Source organism: Psychroserpens citreus (genome assembly GCF_055686305.1).
Map to the genome: position 1 here is coordinate 1,503,186 of NZ_CM145999.1, position 22,659 is coordinate 1,525,844.

At 34.7% G+C, this 22,659-nt stretch carries 12 protein-coding genes; 9 read left to right on the top strand and 3 right to left on the bottom strand.

The genetic code is table 11. From position 1 onward, the window contains the following. Nucleotides 1-5 precede the first annotated feature (5 nt). Both ACTU6T_RS06785 and recA read right to left on the bottom strand, forming a co-directional pair. Entirely contained in the window at nucleotides 6-413 is a 408-nt protein-coding gene (locus ACTU6T_RS06785) for a hypothetical protein (protein ID WP_460220483.1), read from the bottom strand. A 111-nt stretch (nucleotides 414-524) separates the two neighbouring features. Then, nucleotides 525-1,526 (bottom strand): recombinase RecA, encoded by a 1,002-nt coding sequence (gene recA / locus ACTU6T_RS06790; protein ID WP_460220484.1) that lies wholly within the window; start codon nucleotides 1,524-1,526, stop codon nucleotides 525-527. Between the two features lie 444 nt (nucleotides 1,527-1,970). Between recA and trhO the strand changes: the two genes are divergently transcribed. The 7 genes from trhO to ACTU6T_RS06825 all read left to right on the top strand — a co-directional run bounded on the left by trhO (nucleotide 1,971) and on the right by ACTU6T_RS06825 (nucleotide 9,662). Beyond that, nucleotides 1,971-3,041 (top strand): oxygen-dependent tRNA uridine(34) hydroxylase TrhO, encoded by a 1,071-nt coding sequence (gene trhO / locus ACTU6T_RS06795; RefSeq protein ID WP_460220485.1) that lies wholly within the window; start codon nucleotides 1,971-1,973, stop codon nucleotides 3,039-3,041. Continuing rightward, nucleotides 3,042-4,046: a radical SAM protein gene (locus tag ACTU6T_RS06800; RefSeq protein ID WP_460220486.1), complete on the top strand. Its 1,005-nt coding sequence runs from the start codon at nucleotides 3,042-3,044 to the stop codon at nucleotides 4,044-4,046. It begins immediately after the preceding gene. A gap of 129 nt (nucleotides 4,047-4,175) precedes the next feature. After that, complete coding sequence (locus ACTU6T_RS06805; RefSeq protein ID WP_460220487.1) at nucleotides 4,176-5,354, top strand: PSP1 domain-containing protein; 1,179 nt, start codon at nucleotides 4,176-4,178, stop codon at nucleotides 5,352-5,354. Continuing rightward, nucleotides 5,341-5,841 (top strand): gliding motility lipoprotein GldH, encoded by a 501-nt coding sequence (locus tag ACTU6T_RS06810; protein ID WP_460220488.1) that lies wholly within the window; start codon nucleotides 5,341-5,343, stop codon nucleotides 5,839-5,841. The genes ACTU6T_RS06805 and ACTU6T_RS06810 overlap by 14 nt, the downstream gene beginning before the upstream one ends. Before the next feature lie 2 nt (nucleotides 5,842-5,843). After that, nucleotides 5,844-8,201: a penicillin-binding protein 1A gene (locus tag ACTU6T_RS06815; RefSeq protein ID WP_460220489.1), complete on the top strand. Its 2,358-nt coding sequence runs from the start codon at nucleotides 5,844-5,846 to the stop codon at nucleotides 8,199-8,201. A 101-nt stretch (nucleotides 8,202-8,302) separates the two neighbouring features. Continuing rightward, nucleotides 8,303-9,004 carry a CoA transferase subunit A gene (locus ACTU6T_RS06820; protein ID WP_460220490.1) on the top strand — a complete coding sequence of 234 codons (702 nt, stop codon included), beginning with the start codon at nucleotides 8,303-8,305 and terminating at the stop codon, nucleotides 9,002-9,004. A 4-nt stretch (nucleotides 9,005-9,008) separates the two neighbouring features. Then, entirely contained in the window at nucleotides 9,009-9,662 is a 654-nt protein-coding gene (locus tag ACTU6T_RS06825) for a 3-oxoacid CoA-transferase subunit B (protein ID WP_460220491.1), read from the top strand. Nucleotides 9,663-10,050: 388 nt separating this feature from the next. Here the strand turns inward: ACTU6T_RS06825 and ACTU6T_RS06830 are convergent, their stop codons facing one another. After that, nucleotides 10,051-11,742, bottom strand: a complete 1,692-nt coding sequence (locus ACTU6T_RS06830; protein WP_460220492.1) for an ABC transporter ATP-binding protein — start codon at nucleotides 11,740-11,742, stop codon at nucleotides 10,051-10,053. A gap of 221 nt (nucleotides 11,743-11,963) precedes the next feature. Between ACTU6T_RS06830 and ACTU6T_RS06835 the strand changes: the two genes are divergently transcribed. Both ACTU6T_RS06835 and ACTU6T_RS06840 read left to right on the top strand, forming a co-directional pair. Continuing rightward, nucleotides 11,964-16,415, top strand: a complete 4,452-nt coding sequence (locus tag ACTU6T_RS06835; RefSeq protein WP_460220493.1) for a reprolysin-like metallopeptidase — start codon at nucleotides 11,964-11,966, stop codon at nucleotides 16,413-16,415. 201 nt (nucleotides 16,416-16,616) lie between these two features. After that, nucleotides 16,617-22,511: an immunoglobulin-like domain-containing protein gene (locus ACTU6T_RS06840; protein WP_460220494.1), complete on the top strand. Its 5,895-nt coding sequence runs from the start codon at nucleotides 16,617-16,619 to the stop codon at nucleotides 22,509-22,511. Nucleotides 22,512-22,659 lie beyond the last annotated feature (148 nt).

A 22,659-nucleotide genomic window follows, 5' to 3' on the forward strand; every position in this document is an offset into this window, starting at 1 on the left:
TTAGTTTAATTCTCTACTGGTACTTCCACAATATGATAGGTGTCTATACCATTTTCATCTTCTCCTAACCAAAAACGAAACGTATAAGGACCTTCGCTATTAACTTCGAAATTAAAAGACACTTCTTCCAATACGGCTTCTTGGCTACAATCTGAACTTGGATTAACAGTAGTAATTATTGCTACCGTTCGTTGGTTTAAATCTGTTTCATAGAAAAAATTATTGAATACATGACAACCTGTTGGCCTAAAATATTGTAATTTGATTTCATGAATAGTTCCAAACTGAAAGGACTCATCAATATCAACATTTTCTATAGGTAATACTTCGAAATAGAAATTTGGAGCACTATCTTCAACACTACAAGAAAATAGTGAAAACATTAAAAAACTTAATAAAAAAATCTTCTTCATACACATAAATTAACTTTTGAAATATACGAGATTTCATTACATAGATGCATAAGTCATAGAAAGGTTGCGTCTAAAAATTAAAAAAATCCCTTTTTTAAGGGATTTTTTTAATTAGCTTGCATTTATAATGGCTCGAACTTTCTCTTCGAGTTCATCCATGAGTTCCGGATTGTCTTTAATTAGGGATTTAACAGCGTCTCTTCCTTGACCAAGTTTTGTGTCACCATAACTAAACCAAGACCCACTTTTTTTGATAATTTCGTGTTCTACAGCAACATCTAAAATTTCTCCAACTTTAGAAATACCTTCACCATACATGATATCAAATTCACACATTTTGAATGGAGGTGCAACTTTGTTTTTCACAACCTTAACTCTGGTTTTATTTCCAGCCACATTACCATCTGTTTCTTTAATTTGAGTTGAGCGCCTAATATCTAATCGTACAGAGGCATAGAACTTCAAGGCATTTCCACCTGTTGTGGTTTCGGGATTGCCAAACATCACTCCAATTTTTTCACGTAACTGGTTAATGAAAATAACCGTACAATTTGTTTTGCTAATAGATCCAGTTAATTTTCTTAGTGCTTGTGACATCAAACGCGCATGTAATCCCATTTTAGAATCACCCATTTCACCTTCTATTTCACTTTTTGGTGTTAAGGCAGCAACTGAATCTATAACCACAATATCAATGGCCCCCGAACGAATTAAATTATCGGCAATTTCTAGTGCTTGCTCGCCATTGTCTGGTTGAGATATAATTAAATTATCAATATCTACATTTAATTTTTCAGCATAAGTTCTATCAAATGCATGTTCAGCATCAATAAAAGCAGCAATTCCACCAGCTTTTTGTGCTTCAGCTATAGCATGCAAGGTTAAGGTAGTTTTACCAGAAGATTCAGGTCCATAAATTTCTATAACCCTTCCTCTTGGATATCCACCAACCCCTAATGCAATATCTAAACCTAATGATCCTGATGAAATAGCATCTACGTCGACCACTGCTTGATCACTCATTTTCATAACGGTTCCTTTTCCGTAGGCCTTGTCTAATTTATCTAAGGTTAGCTTAAGTGCTTTTAATTTTGCGTCTTTTTCACTGCTCATCTATCTGTATATTTTTAATTGAATTTATTTTGATAAAGGTTAGCTAAAATACAACATCTTTTAATTTTTTTCATGCTAATGACGCAACCTTTTTAAACTTTTTGCATCTACCAAATGAGATTGGGAAATCTTGCTATGAAAAAGAAGCCTAATACGGCATATCCAACACAATTAATTCTTAATAAAGAATGCGATTTTTTAGAAAAATTATTTTTAACAAAACATCAGGCGTTTCAGTTTCTGTCCAGACTAACAGTAACTGTAAGGCCGATGGCGGATAACTCGTTATATGTTTTTAAGACAAATTAAAAATATTAATAACGAGTTAGTCCTCAAAAAAGCCCTTTAGAACATCTAAAGGGCTTTTTTATTGTATAAGTTTGATTTCCTACTAAAAAGAATACCTTTGCAGAAATAATTCTTTAACCTTAAAATTAGTATAGCATGCAACTGTACAATAACTTAAGTGCTAAAGAAAGAGAAGAACTTATCGAAAAAGCGGGAAAAGAACGCTTAACAATCTCTTTCTACAAGTACGCCAAAATTGGTAACACCGAAATTTTCAGAAATCATATGTTTCTAGCTTGGGACGAACAAGACGTCTTAGGTAGAATTTATGTGGCACATGAAGGTATTAATGCTCAATTATCTGTTCCTGCAGAAAATTTTGAAGCTTTTAAGAACCACTTAGACACCATTTCTTTTCTAGAAAATGTAAGATTAAATATTGCTATAGAGCATGATAACTTTGCGTTTTTAAAACTGAAAGTAAAAGTTCGTAACAAAATCGTTGCTGATGGTTTAAACGACGATACATTTGATGTTAGAAATAAAGGGATACATGTAGATGCTTCAACATTTAATGAGCTTATCGAAGACCCAAACACTGTTTTAGTAGACATGCGTAATCACTATGAAAGCGAAATAGGACACTTTAAAAATGCAGTTACACCTGATGTAGATACGTTTAGAGAATCATTAGATTTAATTGAAGAGGATTTAAAAGCGCATAAAGAAGATAAAAATCTAGTGATGTACTGTACAGGCGGAATTCGTTGCGAAAAAGCAAGTGCATACTACAAGCATAAAGGGTTTAAAAATGTTTTTCAACTGGAAGGAGGAATCATTAACTATGTTAGACAAGTTGAAGCACAAAATTTAGAAAATAAGTTTTTAGGTAAAAATTTTGTGTTTGATCAAAGACGATCAGAACGCATAAGTGATGATGTTATTGCCAATTGCCACCAATGTGGTAAACCTGCAGATATGCATACAAATTGTGCTAATGAAGCTTGTCATTTGCTTTTTATTCAGTGTGATGAATGTAAAGAAAAAATGGAGAATTGCTGTTCTACGTCTTGTATGGAAGTGAATAGGTTACCTTACGAAGAACAAAAGGCGCTACGAAAAGGACAGGGAAATAGCAATGATATTTTTAAAAAAGGAAGAGCAGATCATTTGCCGTTTAAAAAAGACTTAAGGAATATATTTGATACCTTTAAGAAAAACGTTTAGATGAATATTTATAAACTTTTACAGCTCAATAGAAAAATAAAAAATCATAGAATTAAATTTCTTGTGTTATACTTGCTGCATAAGTTGAATAAGCGTTATCTAGCTGTTAATCTTGATCCTGTAATGGCCTGTAACTTACGGTGTAAAATGTGTTATTTCACCGATACAGATTATGTAAAAACACTTAAAGGACAATTTAAAGATGACGATTTAGATCTTGTAGCGAAGACGATTTTTTCGAGAGCATTGAAATTACAGATAGGTTGTGGAACTGAGCCAACATTGTATAAAAATTTAGATAGAATTGTTGCCTTAGGTAAACATTATAAGGTTCCTTATATTTCATTAACAACCAACGCAAATTTACTAACCGAAACATCTATTGAAACTTTACTCAAAGCAGGCCTTAATGAGTTTACTATTTCACTTCATGGCGTTACTAAAGACAGTTATGAAAGTTTTATGAAAAAGGCCAGCTACGAAAAGTTTCAAAATGCGTTCAAAGCCTTTGCTAAATTTAAAGCCAATTACGATTTTAAGGTCAGGATAAATTATACGTTCAACAAAGATAACTTTTATGAACTCAAAGACTTTTTTGAACATTTCAATCCTAAAGGTTTTGACCTCCTTCAGGTAAGGCCGATTCAAAAAATTGGTAATACAGAATACAATGACTTTGACATTTCTACATTAGAAAAAGATTACCCAATAGTGATTTCAAAAATTAGAGCGAATTGTAACGAAAACGAGATCACACTAATGGCGCCAGAAACCTTGTCAACATTAAAAGGGGAGAACCAATCAAGTTTAATTTTTGACTACACCTTTTGCTATATTTCTCCTAATAAGTTTTGGAAAGAAGGTTTTAATTGGAGACAAGAGTCATTCAATAGTTATTCTAAAAAAATAGGTTGGAGCACTACGCTTTTATCTAATGTATTTAAATCTAAATCAAAATTAAGATCACTCTCTAACCGATTAAACTATGAAGTAGAGTTTAATTAAAATGGTCTAATGTAAACTACTAGATAGACATTTATTTTACTTAATAAATAATCTTATCTTTACATTTGAAAATTAATATTAATCGTCATTCAGAAACCATTGTGTTTACTGAATTATATATAACATTGCATGAGTTGTAACAGTTGCTCAACTGGAAAAGATGGACAACCAAAAGGATGCAAAAACAACGGGACTTGCGGAACAGATAGCTGCAATAAACTTACTGTTTTTGATTGGTTGGCCAATATGTCATTGCCACAAGGACAAGAATCATTTATAGGTGTAGAGGTGCGTTTTAAAAACGGACGAAAACAATACTACAAAAACACCGAAAAACTAACACTAAACATAGGGGATATCGTAGCTACACAAGCAAAATCAGGTCACGATATTGGTATGGTAACACTTACAGGTGAATTAGTGAGGGTTCAAATGAAACGTAAAAAAATCAACATTGATGATGAAGAAAACGTTTTAAAAATTTATCGAAAAGCCAGTCAAAAAGACATCGATATTTGGTCTGCTGCAAGAGATAAAGAAGAACCAATGAAGGTTAAAGCAAGGCAGTTTGCTATAGACTTAAAGCTTAAAATGAAAATCTCTGATATCGAATATCAAGGAGATGCGAGTAAAGCCACTTTTTATTACACAGCTGAAGAACGTGTTGATTTTAGAGAATTAATTAAAGTGTTTGCTAGAGAGTTTAGAACGCGAATTGAAATGAAACAAGTTGGTTTTCGTCAAGAAGCGGCGCGGCTTGGAGGTATAGGTTCTTGTGGAAGAGAATTATGTTGCTCAACGTGGTTAACCGATTTTAGATCTGTAAGTACTTCGGCAGCACGTTATCAGCAATTATCGTTAAACCCGCTTAAGTTAGCTGGACAATGTGGGAAACTAAAATGCTGTTTAAACTACGAATTAGATGCTTATCTAGATGCTTTAAAAGCGTTTCCAAAAACAGAAACTCGACTGTATACTGAAAAAGGAAAAGCCGTTTGCCAAAAAACAGATATTTTCAAAGGTCATATGTGGTATGCATATGAAGGTGAATGGATGAATTGGCATAAATTAACTACAGCTCAAGCTAACGAAATCATTGAAAAAAACAAGAAAAAAGAAAAGGTAGCAAGTTTAGAAGAATATGCTTCTGAACTTATTGAAGATACTAAAGCGGCATTTGAAAACGTTGTTGGTCAAGATAGTTTAACACGATTTGATAGTCCAAAACGTAAAAAGAAACGTAGAAATAATAGAGGAAAGCAAAGACATCGTAATAAAAAACCAAACAATAGCAATGCAAAAAAATAAGTATTGGTTCATTTGTTTACTAATCGTAATTGTAGCGTCTTGTGATTCTAATCGGGTATTTGATGAATATAAATCGGTTCCAGACGAGTGGGATAAGGATAATAAAATTGAATTTAAGGTAATACCACCAGATTCAACAAATGCATACAATTTGTTTGTCAATTTAAGAAATACTGAAGCTTATAAGTACAGCAATTTATTTCTTATCGTTGAGCTAAGTTATCCTAACGGAAAAACAACTAAGGACACTTTAGAATACAAAATGGCAAATCCGGATGGAACGTTTTTAGGGGAAGGTTTCACAGATGTAAAAGAAAATAAATTATGGTATAAAGGATTTGATAGCCCTTTTGTGTTTGAAGAATCTGGTGAATATACCATCAACATACAACATGCCATGCGACAAAATGGGAGTGTCAATGGCATTGATAAATTAGAAGGCATCACAGATGTAGGTTTTAGAATAGAGCATTCGCAAACACATTGATTATGGCAAAAACAATAACAAAAAAGAAACCCGCTACTAAAAACCCTAAAGAAGATTTTTCAAAATATGTAAGGCGATTTTGGATACTTTTTGCTGGAGGTGTTTTTGCATTCTTCTTTATGTTTCTTTTAGCGTCTTGGGGTGCTTTAGGCGATATGCCAGATCATACCATTTTAGAAAACCCTAAAACATTTTTAGCAACCGAAATTATTTCTTCAGATGATAAAACTCTAGGTAAATTTTATTTAGACGACAATAGAACACCTGTAGATTACGAAGAATTACCTAAAAACCTAGTTGATGCTTTGGTTGCAACCGAGGACATAAGATATTATGACCATTCAGGTATTGATTTTAGAGGGACAATGCGAGCTGTAGTTAAGTTAGGTAGTGGAGGAGGAGCTAGTACAATTTCTCAGCAGTTAGCAAAGCAGTTATTTACTAAACAGGTGTCTTCAAATCGGTTTATGCGTGTCATTCAAAAAATAAAAGAATGGGTTATTGCCATTCGTTTGGAACGACAGTACACTAAAGAGGAAATCATTGCCATGTATTTTAATATCTATGACTTTGGAAATAATGCTGATGGAATTAGAAGCGCCTCGCGTATTTACTTTGGAAAAGAACCTAAAGATTTAGAATTAAAAGAATCTGCAATGCTTGTTGGGATGTTTAAAAATTCATCTTTATACAACCCTCGACCTCACAGAAACCCTGAAGGAGTAAAGAATAGAAGAAATGTGGTGTTGTCACAAATGCATAAATACGAATACATTTCAGAAACACTAAAAGATAGCCTTCAAGATACAGAATTGGACTTAAATTATTCGCCAGAATCACATCGTGAAGGTATTGCAACATATTTTAGAGCATATTTGGATAAGTTTATGAAAGATTGGATCAAGGACAACCCTAAACCTGATGGCTCAAAATATAATCTTTACAATGATGGCCTTAAAATTTATACAACAATTGATTCGAGAATGCAACAATATGCAGAAGATGCAGTAGGACGTCATATGCCTCGACTTCAAGCCGAATTTGACAATCAAAATACTCCAAAACGAAATAAAACAGCACCTTTTTTAGAGCTCGATGAAAAAGAAATTAAAAGCTTAATGAATGCAAGTATGAAACGTTCAGAACGTTGGAGAGTTATGAAATCTGAAGGAAAATCTGATGATGAGATCAGAGCTTCATTTGAGAAACCAACACAAATGAGCATTTTTGCTTGGAAAGACGGACAACCAAGCGAAATAGATACGGTTATGAAACCTATAGATTCCATGCGTTACTACAAATCATTTTTGCAGCCCGGTATGATGTCGATGGATCCACAAACAGGTCATGTTAAAGCATGGGTTGGAGGAATGAACTATAGGCATTTTCAATATGATCATGTCAAACAGGGTAAACGCCAAGTAGGTTCTACATTTAAACCATTTGTTTATGCTACGGCTATAGATCAATTACATTTATCGCCTTGTGACACAATTCCTAGACAACAAATCACAATTGAAGCTGATAAATATGGAAATCCAGAACCATGGACTGCAAAAAATTCTGATGGCCGTTATGATGGTTTCATGACTTTAAAATCTGCCTTAGGAAATTCGGTAAATACTGCAACAGCGCGTTTAATGGACAAAGTAGGTCCTGAGCCCGTAGTTGATATGGCCAAAAATTTAGGTATAGAATCTGAGATTCCTCCTGTACCAGCAATTGCATTAGGTACTCCAGATATAAGTGTTTATGAAATGGTAGCAGCCTATGCCACATTTGCAAATAAAGGCGTGTATAATAAACCAGTAATGGTTACTAGAATTGAAGATAAAAACGGAACGGTATTATATCAATTTACACCAGAAACTAAAGACGTATTAAGTGCTGAGGTTGCCTATACAACTGTAAATTTAATGCAAGGTGTCGTTGAGGCTGGTTCAGGTAGTAGATTAAGAGATTCTTGGAGAGCAAATCAAACATTGTATAAAGAAATAATTACAGGGTATCCTTACGAACTTACAAATCCTATAGCTGGTAAAACAGGAACAACACAGAATCAAAGTGATGGTTGGTTTATGGGTATGGTTCCTAATCTTGTAACTGGCGTTTGGGTTGGTGCTGAGGATAGAGCGGCTCACTTTAAGACAATTGATTATGGTCAAGGTGCATCTATGGCGTTACCAATTTGGGGGATGTATATGAAAGCGTGCTACAGCAATGAAGATCTTGGTATTTCTAAAGATAATTTTGAAAAACCAACCAACCTCTCAATTGAGGTAGATTGTACCAAATGGAAAGGCAACAAAGATGAAGGCGCAGATCCTGCTGATGAACTTGATGGTGTATTAGATTTTTAATAGTTAATCATAGAAAAGAGAAATCTCATAATAAAAACTCAAGCCATTCACTTTTGAATGGCTTTTTTATTTCGTAATTTTCCACTAGTAAATTAATAACAATGATTAGTAAAAAAGTAGCTAATGTACAAGATGCACTTAAGGGTGTATCAGACCATATGACCTTCATGTTTGGAGGTTTTGGCTTATCTGGAATTCCTGAAAATTCTATTGCCGAATTAGTACGTTTAGGCGTAAAAGGTTTAAAGTGTATTTCTAATAATGCAGGTGTCGATGATTTTGGCTTGGGATTATTACTCCAAGGGAAACAAATTGATAAAATGACCTCGTCTTATGTGGGGGAAAATGATGAGTTTGAAAGACAAATGTTATCAGGAGAATTAGAGGTGGAACTCATTCCGCAAGGTACACTTGCTGAACGTTGTAGAGCTGCCCAAGCTGGGTTTCCAGCTGTATATACTCCAGCAGGCTATGGAACTGAAGTAGCCGAAGGAAAAGAAACAAGAGAGTTTGATGGAAAAATGTATGTCTTAGAATATGCGTTTAAAGCAGACTTTGCTTTTGTAAAAGCTTGGAAAGGCGACGAAGCCGGAAACCTTATATTTAAAGGAACGGCTCGTAATTTTAATCCTAATATGTGTGGTGCAGCTAAAATCACAGTTGCTGAGGTAGAAGAATTAGTACCTGTAGGAACATTAGACCCAAACCAAATTCATATTCCTGGCATATTTGTAAAACGTATTTTTCAAGGGGAGCAGTATGAGAAGCGAATAGAACAACGAACTGTTAGACAAAGAGATTAGAGTTATGTTAGATAAAAACGGAATAGCAAAACGTATTGCTAAAGAAGTCCAAGATGGCTATTATGTAAACCTTGGAATTGGCATCCCTACCTTGGTGGCAAACTATGTGAGAGATGATATTGAAGTTGAGTTTCAAAGTGAGAATGGAGTGCTTGGTATGGGCCCTTTTCCTTTTGAAGGAGAAGAAGATGCCGATATCATTAATGCAGGAAAGCAAACGATCACAACCTTATCAGGAGCTAGTTTTTTTGATTCGGCCATGAGTTTTTCAATGATTAGAGGGCAACATGTAGATTTGACTATTCTTGGTGCAATGGAAGTAGCAGAAAATGGAGACATTGCCAATTGGAAAATACCAGGAAAAATGGTAAAAGGAATGGGAGGCGCTATGGATCTAGTTGCAAGTGCCGAAAATATCATTGTGGCCATGATGCATACAAATAGAGCAGGTGCTTCAAAATTATTGAAGCGCTGTTCATTACCATTAACAGGCGTTGGTTGTGTGAAAAAAGTGGTGACTAATCTTGCAGTTATGGAGATTACGAATAATGGGTTTAAGCTTTTAGAACGCGCACCAGGAGTTTCGGTTGATGACATTAAGGATGCTACAGAAGGGACTTTGATAATTGAAGGAGATATACCTGAAATGATTCTGTAATGATCTGATGAAAGATGAAATTTTGAGCTGCTTTTTTATAAAGCGGCTTTTTTATTTATGATTATTAGAAACGTTTTTATGTAAGAAAATTCCAATAATCATGCTTAAAATGTTAAAAAAATATGTATTTCATCGATTTATTGTGTGTTTTAACTGATTTATTCAAAATAAGTTTCATATTAGCAGAACCAAATCAAAATAACCTAATTAACTAAAACACTTACGTTGAGATTTTGCCCCAAATCTACCGTAAACTTTAAACCAAATGAACTTTTTTGCCCCAAATCTACCAAAACCTACGAATACCGAAAATAAGTTCTTAACTGGTTTTCAAAACACCCTAAGATTGCTCAAAAACATCTTAACTCTAACTAAAAAAATATTCATGCTATAATCCTTTTGGAATGGCATGAATAAGTTTTTTGGTATAGGCTTTTTTTGGATTATTGTAAATCGTATCTGCATCGTCTAATTCTTCTATTTTTCCTTTGTTCATTACAATTAATTGATCAGACATATACTTCACCACTGCTAAGTCATGTGAAATAAAGATATAAGTAAACCCAAAGTTTTCTTTGAGTTCATTTAACAAGTTTAGTACTTGAGCCTGTACTGATATGTCTAATGCAGAAACTGACTCATCACAAATAATAAATTGAGGTTCTAAAGCAATGGCTCTAGCAATACCAATACGTTGGCGTTGACCACCTGAAAATTCATGTGGATAACGGTTAAAATAGGACTCATCCAAACCAACCTTTACTAAAAGTTCAAGAACTTTAGCCTTTCTGTCTGCGTCATTTTGTCCAATTCCGTGGACTTTCATTGGTTCAATTATGGCCTTACCAACAGTGAGCCTTGGGTTTAATGAAGCGTAAGGATCTTGAAATATAATTTGAATGTCTTTCCTTAGTTTTCTGATGCCAGATTTTGACAGCTTTGTGATATCAATACCTTTATATATTATCGATCCAGCGGTTGCTTTATCTAATTGTAAAATTGCATTAGATAAGGTTGATTTGCCACATCCAGACTCACCAACTAGACCTAAAGTTTCACCTTTATATAATTTAAAAGACACTTTATTTACAGCCTTGAAGGTTTCGGGTTTAGAAAACCATCCAGATTTTGAGATAAACTCTTTTTCTAAATTGATGACCTCCAAAAGTGGAGCTTTATTGTAAATGTTTTTCTGAGTGTTAGAACGTTCTTCCAAAGTAATAATAGTAGTATTTGTCGTATTATTTATAAAATCATCAATTGTTGGTAATTGCTTTAATCGGGTTTCCATTGAAGGCTTCGAATTAATTAAAGCTTTTGTATAGATATGTTCTGGAGATTTAAAAACTTGATGAACATCACCTTGTTCAACAATCTTCCCTTTATACATCACCAAAATGCGATCTGAAATTTCAGAGACTAATGACAAATCATGAGAAATAAAAACTATGCTCATTTGTTCCTCTTTTTGAAGCTGTTTTAGAAGAGAAATAATATCTTTTTGAACAGTCACATCTAATGCTGTGGTTGGTTCATCGGCAATGAGAACTTTTGGTTTACAAGCAATAGCCATGGCAATCATGACACGTTGTTTTTGTCCACCTGAGATTTCATGAGGATAGGCTTTAAATACACGTTTAGGCAATGGTAATTTCACTTTTTCAAAAAGCAATAATGTTTCAGCTTTAGCTTCAGAGTTTGACAGATTTGTATGCTGAGATAAAATTTCCATAACCTGATTCCCACAACTCATAGAAGGATTTAAAGAACTCATGGGTTCTTGAAAAATCATGGCGATTTTTTTCCCTCGAATACTTTGTAATTGTTTAGAGTTCAAGGTTGTTAAGTCTTGTCCTTCAAAAAGAATAGATCCTTGAGTTATTTTTGAAATTTTCTTTGGAAGCAAACCTAAAATAGCGAGAGAAGAGACAGATTTTCCTGAACCAGATTCGCCAACAATACCTAAAATTTCATTTGGATATAAATGATAGGATATGTTGTGAATGATTTCATTCATTTTTCCATCAGAAGAAAATGCAATTGAAATATTCTTTACGTCTATTAATTTTGAATTCTGCATAGGTAAATGTAGTCATTTTCTGCAATTGAATTACGGAAAAACCGTAAGCATTTTTTTTATTTGTGCACTTCAACGAAAACGTTATAGTTAAATTTTGATATTAACAAAATTTTAATAATTTCATGCGATTTTAACTTAAAAATGATGATTTTTTTATCAAAAAGGCATTTTTTAACTTAAAAATCAAAGAAATTCAATTAACTTAAAATGTAGCCATCAACATGAAAATTAAACTACTTTTACTTATTACTTTAATAAGTACAAATTTTGTTTTAGCACAAAAAACCTCGTTTTGGAGTAAACAAACCAATCGAAGTAATATTGCTGTTAAGGCCAGTAAGCAAAACTTACCAAAAACCCAAACATTTACTTTAAACATCAATGGTTTAAAACAAGCATTGACCAAAGCACCTAACAGAAAAGTTTTAAATAATGGATCTTCAGGAGTGATTTTATCATTTCCAAACGATCAAGGGAAATTGGAACGTTTTAGAATTGCAGAAGCACCTGTATTGAGCCCTGATCTTCAAGAAAGATACCCAGAAATTAGATCTTATGTTGGTCAAGGAATCGATGATCCTTCGGCTACAATTAGATTTAGTATTTCTCCTTTAGGGTTTCAAAGTATGCGTTTATCGGCTACCTTGCCCGCTACATTTATTGAAGCCTATTCTCAAGATTTAACCCTTTACTCAGCTTATAAAAGAGCTGACCGTATAGATTATTCTGATGATTTTGAATGTAATGTTACAGACAAGATGAATAAAAACATGGATACTGGTATGCAAATGAGAAATGCTGATGATGGGATTCTTAGAACTTATAGATTAGCTGTTTCTACAACTGGAGAATATACAGCATATCATGGAGGTACTAAGGCTTTGGCGTTAGCTGCAATTAACCAAACCATGACTCGTGTAAATGGAATTTTTGAGAATGATTTTAATGTAACAATGGTTCTTATCTCTAACACAGATGATGTCATTTATACAAATGCTAACACAGATCCATATAGCAATGGAAGTTTCAACGGTCAGTTACAGTCTACATTAACTAGTGTTATTGGGGAATCAAATTATGATATTGGACATTTATTTGCTAGAGCTTCAAACAACGGAAATGCTGGTTGCATAGGATGTGTTTGTGTTAACGGTCAAAAAGGAAGTGCTTTTACCTCTAGAACAGACCCTGAAGGCGACCCGTTTGATGTGGATTATGTAGCGCACGAAATTGGCCATCAATTTGGTGGAAATCATACATGGACATTCAATGGAAATGAAGGAACTAACGCACAAATGGAGCCAGGAAGTGGCTCTACCATTATGGGGTATGCAGGAATAACCGGAGCTACAGATGTACAATCTAACAGTGACCCTTACTTTCATGCTAGATCAATAGAACAAATTACTAACTACATTAAAACAACAAGTTGTCAAACCAATACCAATACAGGTAATGCAGTACCAACAGTAAATGCTGGTTCAAATTATACGATTCCAAAAGGAACAGCATTTGTTCTTGAAGGCTCAGCTTCTGATGCAAATTCAGGAGATGTACTAACATATTGTTGGGAACAGTACGATGAAAATAATGCATCAACAACTTACCCAAGTGTTAATGCGACATCTGGTGTAGCATTTAGATCTTATAGCCCAACAACAGATAATAAAAGATATTTTCCAAGATTGTCTACCATTAAATCTGGAGCTACATCTTGGCAATGGGAAGCAGTTCCAAATGTTGCTCGAAATTTAAACTTTCGTTTAACTGTTAGAGATAATAGAGCTGGAGGTGCGGCAAATAATAGTGATGACATGGTTGTTTCTGTTAATGGAACAGCTGGTCCATTTGTTGTGAATTCTCCAAATACTAACGTATCGTGGAATGCTGGATCAACTCAAACAGTAACATGGGATGTGGCTGGTACAACAGGGAATGGTGTAAACGCTGCAAACGTTGATATTTTCTTGTCAACCGATGGTGGTGATACATATCCAATAACTCTAGCTTCTGGGGTTGCAAATGATGGATCTCATGATATTGTAGTTCCTAACAACCAAGGAAACCAAAATAGAGTTATGGTAAAAGGAGCTAACAATATTTTCTTTGACATTTCAAATTCAAACTTCACAATTGCAGGTCAAGTAATATGTAATGCAAATGTACCAACAGGGCTTGGAGCGTCTAATGTTGGTGAAACTACAGCAACATTAAGTTGGGATGCTGTTGCAGGAGCAACATATGATTTAAGGTATCGTCAAACAGGAACCTCTACTTGGACAACAACTGCTGTTACAGGAATATCTTCTAATGTTACAGGTTTAACAGCATTAACACAATATGAGGCTCAAGTAAGAAGTAAGTGTTCTGGAGGAAGTAATTCTGCCTATAGTGCTTCAGTGAATTTTACAACAACAGATGTACAATTGACCTATTGTGATTCTGCTAGTACAAATACTAATGATGAATATATCAGTAGAGTTCAATTAAATACAATTGATAATACGTCTGGCCCACAGTTTTATTCAGATTTTACGAATGTATCAACAACTCTAACTAAAGGAACTCAATATACTATTACAGTAACACCTACATGGACAGGTACAGTTTACAGTGAAGGTTACGCTGTTTGGATTGATTATAATAGAGATGGAGATTTTAGTGATTCAGGTGAACAAGTTTGGTCTCAAGCTGCGACTCAAAATACACCTGTAAGTGGAAGTTTTACCATTCCAGCAGGAGCCGTTGAAAACTCTACAAGAATGCGTGTGTCTATGAAGTATAATGGAATCCCTACAGCATGTGAGACTTTTCAATATGGTGAAGTTGAAGATTACACAGTAATTATTGAAGGTTCAGGTCCAGATACAGTAGCGCCAGTTATTACTTTAAATGGATCGGCATCAATAAGTTTGAATTTAGGCGATAGCTATAATGATCAAGGAGCAACAGCAAGTGATAATGTTGATGGTGATTTAACATCAAGTATAATTGTAGGCGGAGATGTTGTAAATACTAATATTGCAGGGACTTATGTGATTACTTATAATGTGAGTGATGCGGCTGGAAATGCAGCAACAGAGGTTACAAGAACAGTTACGGTTAATCCAGATACAACTGCTCCAGTAATTACTTTAAATGGAGCTTCTACAATTACTTTAAATGTAGGAGATACTTATACAGAACAAGGTGCTACAGCTACAGATAATATAGATGGTGATTTGACATCAAGTATTGTTATTACTGGAACGGTTAACACATCTTCTGTTGGAAATTATACAAGATTTTATAATGTTAGCGATGCAGCAGGAAATGCAGCAACTCAAGTAACAAGAACGATAATTGTTTCTAGTCCATCCTCAGGATGTTCAGGAGGAATCACATCATTTCCATATACTGAAGGTTTCGAAAACACTTTAGGGGCTTGGACACAATCATCTGCAGATGATATAGACTGGACAGTAGATGCCAACGGAACACCTTCAAACGGAACAGGACCATCTAGCGCATCTCAAGGCACATATTATATATATGTTGAGGCTTCCGGAAATGGAACAGGTTATCCTAATAAGCAAGCGATATTAAACTCTCCTTGTTTTAATTTATCGGCTTTATCTGAAGCGACATTTAGTTTTAAATATCATCAATTTGGAGCAACAGATATGGGAAGTATTGATTTAGAAGCAAGTGATGATAATGGAGCAAGTTGGACATCAATTTGGAATAGCACAGGGAATCAAGGCAACAGTTGGCTAACCGCTAATGTTGATTTAGGGGCTTATGTTGGTGGAAATGTTCAATTGCGTTTCAACAGAATTACAGGAAGTACATGGCAAGCAGATATCGCCATTGACGATATTGGTTTATCTGAAGGGGGTAACAATGGAGGTAATGGTTGCTCAGGAGGAATTACATCATATCCGTATTCTGAAGGGTTTGAAAACACTTTAGGCGGATGGACGCAATCATCAGCAGATGATTTAAATTGGACAGTAGATGCTAATGGAACACCATCAAATGGAACAGGTCCATCGAGCGCTATCCAAGGTTCTTATTATATTTATGTTGAAGCTTCAGGGAATAATACAGGGTATCCAACTAAGCAAGCAATTATCAATTCTCCTTGTTTTGATTTAACAGGACAATCTTCAGCAACATTCAGTTTCAATTATCACCAATATGGTTCTAATAATATGGGAACTATAGATTTAGAGGCTAGTAACGATAATGGAGCAAGTTGGACAAGTATTTGGAATAGTTCAGGTAACTTAGGAAACTCTTGGCAATCTGCTAGTGTTGATTTATCAGCATATACTGGAGGAAGTGTTCAATTGCGTTTTAATAGAATAACGGGTAGCACTTGGCAGGCAGATATAGCTATTGATAATGTTAATTTATCAACAGGAACTGCTAAAAATGTTGATTCTACATCGCAGATTGATGATATTAAAAACATTTCATTATATCCAAACCCTGTTAAGGGATCTACATTGTTTGTGAAATCTAATTACACGAAGGTATCCTATGAAATTTATAATCTTGTTGGGCAATTAGTAGCTAAAGGAGATGTTAAAAATGAATCTATTGATATTAGTAATTTAGATGGAGCTATGTATCAAATTAGATTTAGCACAGAAGGACATATAATTAATAAACGATTTATTAAGCAATAACATTAACCATTAACTTAATAATTATTAAAAGCTCAGATGTTATGTCTGGGCTTTTTTTATTTGATGTAAGGCAAGTCTGAATGGGACTTACGGGTTTTCCGTAAAATTCATAATTTTTGATGTTTTCTTTGTTTTTTTAACATAGGTGTAGCTAAAAAATTAATACTTTCAGTAACAGCTATTAATTTAATTCACTACATCATGAAGGGAAAACTACTCACACTAGTACTATTTTGTGTAGCTACAATTTGTACGTCTCAGAACAACAATCTTCAACCAAATTCTTTAGAAGACAATACATTAAACTCTCAATTGCCTAAGTATAAGAGAATAAGTATTAACAACCCTAACGAAGTTATAATTAATCAGTTGGATAATCTCGGTATTGACCTGTCTTGTGGCGCCAACATTTTTAATAATAAACTAACAATTGAACTTGACGAATATCATATTCAACAAATCGATAACGAAGGTATTTCATTTAATATCATTATTGACGATTTAAGTCAATTCTACAGCGATAGAGCTATTGCAGACTTACCAAAAGCAAGAGCTCAATTAAGTCAAATGCAAGCAGAGTCTGCACAACGAACTTTCAGTATAGATGAAGTTATAAATAATGTAGGTCAATATACCGAATGTGATGAAATTGATTGGACTGTACCCGCTAATTTCAATTTAAACCCTAATAGTTCTCCGAACTCTTTTGGAGGATGTCTCACATATGATATGGTATTACAAGAGTTGGATGATATGAGAAGCCTATACCCTAATTTAATTTCTGTTAAACAAAATGCATCGCCAACTAATCAACTTACTGTTGAAGGGAGAACCGTGTATTATGTCAGGATCTCTGATAATCCAGATGTCGATGAAGCCGAACCAGAAACGCTTTACCAATCTTTAATTCATTCGCGAGAATCGGCAACTGTTATGAATATGATGTACTTTATGTGGTATGTTTTGGAGAATTATGATGCCGATCCAGCAATACGAAACTTAGTAAACAATCAAGAGTTGTACTTTATCCCTGTGTTTAATCCTGATGGATTTGTATACAATCAAACACAAGCACCCAATGGTGGAGGATTACAACGTAAAAATAGAAATATATCTGCCCCAGGAAGTTGCTCCCAATATTTAGATGGGATTGACTTAAACCGTAATTCAGCATATTACTGGGGTAATGGAGGATCTTCTACAAACTCCTGTAGCGACACTTATTTAGGAACTGCTCCATTTTCTGAAAATGAAACACAGATTATGAGAGATTTCTTCTTACAGCATGATTTCAAATTAGCACTAAACCATCATTCATTCAAAAATGCGATGCTACATGCTTATGCAGGAACAACAATAGCCAATCCAAGGCCAGATGAGTATTCAAAATACAATCACGACATGACCTTTTATAATAGGTACGCGCATGGTCCAAGCACCTCTATTAGTTCACTTAATAGTGGAAATATGAATGATTGGATGTTAGGTGGTCCAGCAGGAGAGAGTGCTAATGGAACACCTACTGGTACAGGTTCTGGAAAAAATACTATGGCTTGGACTCCTGAAAATGGGACAAGTTCTGAAGCAGGGCCTACAGGTAGTGGGTTTTGGCCAGCACCTTCAAATTTTGTTCCTATTGCTAAACGCGCGATGCGAATGAATTTTTTAGCAGCCTATTTCAGTGGGAAATATGCTAAGCTTCATGATTTAAACCAAACTGACATATCTCAAACTTCAGGGAACTTAGATTTTGCTATAGAAAACCTTGGTCAAACAACTAGTAACTTTACACTAACAGTTACACCTGTATCTTCTAATGTTGTGAGTATTGGTGGACCAATAACAGAAACAGGAATGACTGTGTTACAGCAAAATAATGTAAGTATTAGCTATAGTTTAAATCCATCAATTCAAGCAGGTGATGAGGTCGAATTTAAAGTTGTGCTCACTAATGACTATGCTACAGATAATATATTGTATGAGGCCAATGTTAAAAAAATATTTTCTCCAATTACCGTTTTCGAAGATAATCCAGATGCTACTAATCTTAATAATTGGACCTCTAATGGAGGAAGTTGGTTCACAACATCTGATGCGTATTCTGGAACAACAGCAATAACGACTACAAATTCTGGACAATACAGTAATAATGAGTCTAAACGATTACAAATGAATGGCTCGATAGATTTATCGAATTCTACAACAGCAATCATACAATATTATGCAAAATGGGATTTGGAACGAAGTTTTGATTATGTGCAGATAGAAGGTTCTGTAAATGGAACTAATTGGACACCCTTATGTGGTAAACTCACAAAACCTGGTGCACCAAATGCGAATAATACTTATTCTGGAAAATCGTCGGCAAACAACAACTTTCAACCTGATGGCCAAGCACTTTACGATGGCGACACACAAGATAAATGGTATATGGAAGAGGTTGTAATCGATGCAACTACAAATGCGTTCTTACTAAATCAAAGCACGGTCTTTTTGCGTTTTGATTTTAGAACAGATGGTACTAACAGGCAAGACTCATATATTAATGTTGATTTTGAAGGTTTTACATTTGACGACTTTAAAGTGTTTTCAATAGAGGTACCTTGCGTTGCTTCTCTACCAACAGGTCTAAGTAGTACATCTGTAACAGATACAGAAGCAACAATTAATTGGGATGCTTTACCCCCTTTAGATTTTGATTTAAGATATCGCGAAGTTGGAAGTTCTGTGTGGATAGATGTATTAGATATTTCAACAAATACGCAAGTCTTAACATCATTAAACCCTTTAACTCAATATGAAGTTGAGTTGCGAAGTAAATGCGGAAACGGTTCAGTTTCAAATTATACTTCTGCAATTTCGTTCACAACACTTGATGTAGTTTTAAATTATTGCGGGTCACAAAGTAATAATGCAAGTGAAGAATATATAAGCCGTGTAGAATTAAATACTATCAACAACCCTTCTGGGTCTCAAACGTATTCTGATTTTACAAATATTTCTACAACACTAACTGAGGGCGAACAATATGATATTACTATCACGGCTACTTGGCCGGGAACGACTTATAATGAATCGTATTCAGTTTGGATTGATTATAATAAAGATGGTGATTTTGAGGATTCGGGAGAGCAAATATTTACCCAAGGTAATACACAAGCTAGTCCTATAGTGGGAAGTTTTGTAATTCCTCAAGGTATTACAGCTCATGCTACTCGAATGCGTGTTTCCATGAAATATAATGCACTTCCCAGCCCTTGTGAAACCTTTGCCTATGGCGAAGTGGAAGATTATACTATAATTCTTGAAACATCCGGCCCAGATGTTGTTCCTCCGGTAATTACACTTAATGGGTCACCTACAATTAACTTAAATGTTGGAGAAGCCTATAACGAATTAGGAGCAACAGCAACCGATGATGTTGATGGTGATATTTCGACGAATATTGTTATTGGAGGAGATGTAGTGAATACAAATATTGCAGGAGTCTATGTTGTCACTTATAATGTAAGTGATGCTGCTGGAAATGCAGCACAAACCGCCACGAGAACAGTTACAGTTCTTGAAGACACCATAGCTCCTGTAATTGCATTAACTGGTGCTACTACACTAGATTTAAACGTAGGAGAAACCTATACTGAATTAGGAGCAACAGCAACCGATGATGTTGATGGTGATATTTCAGCAAATATTGTCATTGGAGGCGATGTTGTTAATACTAATTCTGGTGGAGTATATATAGTGACCTATAATGTAAATGATGCTGCTGGAAATGCCGCTCAAGAAGTCATAAGAACTGTCAATGTGATTCCAGATACAACAGCTCCAGTTATTACATTGATTGGTGCTTCAACTGTAGATATTAGTGTTGGATCAGTATACACCGAATTAGGAGCTACCGCAACGGATAACATTGGTGGCGATATTTCAACAAATATTGTCATTGGAGGAGATATTGTAGACACCAATTCTGGGGGGACATATATAGTGACATATAACGTTAGTGATATAGCAGGAAATGCCGCTCAAGAAGTTATTAGGACTATTAATGTAATTCCAGATACAACAGCGCCAATTATTACGCTCAATGGAGCATCTACAATTAATTTAAATATAGGAGATGTCTATAATGAATTAGGTGCAACTGCAACAGATAACATTGATGGCGATATTTCAGCAAATATTGTCATTGGAGGAGATGTTGTAAACACAAATGCTATCGGAGCGTATCTTATAACTTATAATGTTAGTGATGCTGCTGGAAATACCGCAGTAGAGATTGTTAGAACGATCATTGTATCTGATATAACACCGCCTGTAATTACTTTGAATGGATTGTCTAATATTGACTTGAATATTGGTGAAATTTATACTGAGTTAGGAGCTACAGCTATAGATAATTTAGATGGAGATATTTCTGCGAATGTTGTAATCAGTGGTTCTGTAAATACTTCAACTGCTGGTGTATATTTTGTCAACTATAATGTTAGTGATTCTATAGGTAATGCGGCCTCTACAGTAACAAGAACAGTTACTGTAATTGCAGACACAACGCCGCCTGTGATTACCTTAATTGGAGCTGAAACAATCAATTTACTAGCAGGAGACAGCTATAACGAACAAGGCGCTACAGCAGTTGACAATATCGATGGTGATCTAACATCTAGTATTGTCACTTCAGGAACAGTTAATACTACAGTTGCTGGGCCTTACATAGTTACTTATAGCGTAAGTGATACAGCTGGAAATAGTACTCAAGAGTCAAGAACAGTAAATGTGACTGAACCAACATCAGGTTGTTCAGGAGGGATATCTGTTTTTCCATACACTGAAGGTTTTGAAAACACTTTAGGGGCTTGGACTCAAGCAACAGGAGATGATTTAAACTGGACGATTGATGCTAATGGAACACCATCAAATGGAACAGGTCCTACTGGTGCTTCCGAAGGTTCTTTTTATATATATGTTGAAGCATCTGGAAATGGTACAGGATATCCTAACAAACAAGCTATAATTAATTCACCGTGTTTTAATTTATCTGGATTGACAGATGCAACATTCAGTTTTAAATACCATCAATTTGGATCAGCTGACATGGGAAGTGTTGATTTAGAGATTAGTGACGATGATGGTAATAATTGGGTGTCAATATGGAATAGTTCTGGAAATAAGGGGAATCAATGGTTTACTGTAAATGTAGATTTAGGAGCTTACGTTGGTGGAAGTGTACAACTACGTTTTAATAGAATTACCGGAAGTACATGGCAAGCTGATATAGCAATTGATGATATTAGTTTAATTGATGAAGAAGTGATAATTAATGGATGTACTGGGGGTATTACATCTTTTCCTTACTCCGAAGGATTTGAAAATACTTTGGGAGCCTGGACACAGTCTACAATAGATGATTTAAACTGGACTATAGATGCTAATGGAACACCATCAAATGGAACTGGACCTTCAAATGCTATTGAGGGCTCGTTTTATATATATGTAGAAGCGTCAGGGAATGGAACTGGTTACCCAAATAAACAAGCCATATTAAATTCTCCATGTTTTGATTTAACTAATGAAAACTCTGCTGCTTTAGAGTTTAACTATCACCAATTTGGTTCTAATAACATGGGTACAATCACTTTAGAAGCGAGTAATAATGATGGAGCAAGTTGGGTTATTATTTGGAGTAGTTCTGGTAATCTCGGTGATTCATGGCAATCTGAAAATGTTGATTTATCAGCGTATCTTGGTAATAGTGTTCAACTGCGTTTTAATAGAACTACTGGCACAACATGGCAAGCAGATTTTGCTTTAGATAATATTAATTTAATTACTGGACTTGCGCCAAGAGTGATTGGCAATAAAGATTTAGGCAATGATATTTACCTTCACCCAAATCCAGTTAAAGGAGATGTTTTAAATGTAAAATCCTCTTATGATAAAATGCCGTATGAAATTTATAATTCGGTTGGCCAATTAGTTGGAAAAGGAATTCTTGAAAACGGAGTTATAGATATTAGTCATTTGGATGGAGCGGTGTATCAAGTGAAATTTTCTTTAAGTGAAAGCTCGATTTTTAAAAGGTTTATAAAACAATAATAGCATTATAGTTATTCCCATAAACGTCCAAATAGTAATATTTGGGCGTTTTTATTCATTTAAATCATAAACTCCTGTTTTTTAGCGAAAACATAAATATCTGATAATCAATTTTTTATTTTTTTATCAAATAACATAAATGTTAAAA

What these genes read in the sequence shown, in the direction of transcription:
- ACTU6T_RS06785 (WP_460220483.1), bottom strand. Translation starts at nt 413, where the DNA reads ATGAAGAAGATTTTTTTATTAAGTTTTTTAATGTTTTCACTATTTTCT.
- recA (WP_460220484.1), bottom strand. Translation starts at nt 1,526, where the DNA reads ATGAGCAGTGAAAAAGACGCAAAATTAAAAGCACTTAAGCTAACCTTA.
- trhO (WP_460220485.1), top strand. Translation starts at nt 1,971, where the DNA reads ATGCAACTGTACAATAACTTAAGTGCTAAAGAAAGAGAAGAACTTATC.
- ACTU6T_RS06800 (WP_460220486.1), top strand. Translation starts at nt 3,042, where the DNA reads ATGAATATTTATAAACTTTTACAGCTCAATAGAAAAATAAAAAATCAT.
- ACTU6T_RS06805 (WP_460220487.1), top strand. Translation starts at nt 4,176, where the DNA reads ATGAGTTGTAACAGTTGCTCAACTGGAAAAGATGGACAACCAAAAGGA.
- ACTU6T_RS06810 (WP_460220488.1), top strand. Translation starts at nt 5,341, where the DNA reads ATGCAAAAAAATAAGTATTGGTTCATTTGTTTACTAATCGTAATTGTA.
- ACTU6T_RS06815 (WP_460220489.1), top strand. Translation starts at nt 5,844, where the DNA reads ATGGCAAAAACAATAACAAAAAAGAAACCCGCTACTAAAAACCCTAAA.
- ACTU6T_RS06820 (WP_460220490.1), top strand. Translation starts at nt 8,303, where the DNA reads ATGATTAGTAAAAAAGTAGCTAATGTACAAGATGCACTTAAGGGTGTA.
- ACTU6T_RS06825 (WP_460220491.1), top strand. Translation starts at nt 9,009, where the DNA reads ATGTTAGATAAAAACGGAATAGCAAAACGTATTGCTAAAGAAGTCCAA.
- ACTU6T_RS06830 (WP_460220492.1), bottom strand. Translation starts at nt 11,742, where the DNA reads ATGCAGAATTCAAAATTAATAGACGTAAAGAATATTTCAATTGCATTT.
- ACTU6T_RS06835 (WP_460220493.1), top strand. Translation starts at nt 11,964, where the DNA reads ATGAAAATTAAACTACTTTTACTTATTACTTTAATAAGTACAAATTTT.
- ACTU6T_RS06840 (WP_460220494.1), top strand. Translation starts at nt 16,617, where the DNA reads ATGAAGGGAAAACTACTCACACTAGTACTATTTTGTGTAGCTACAATT.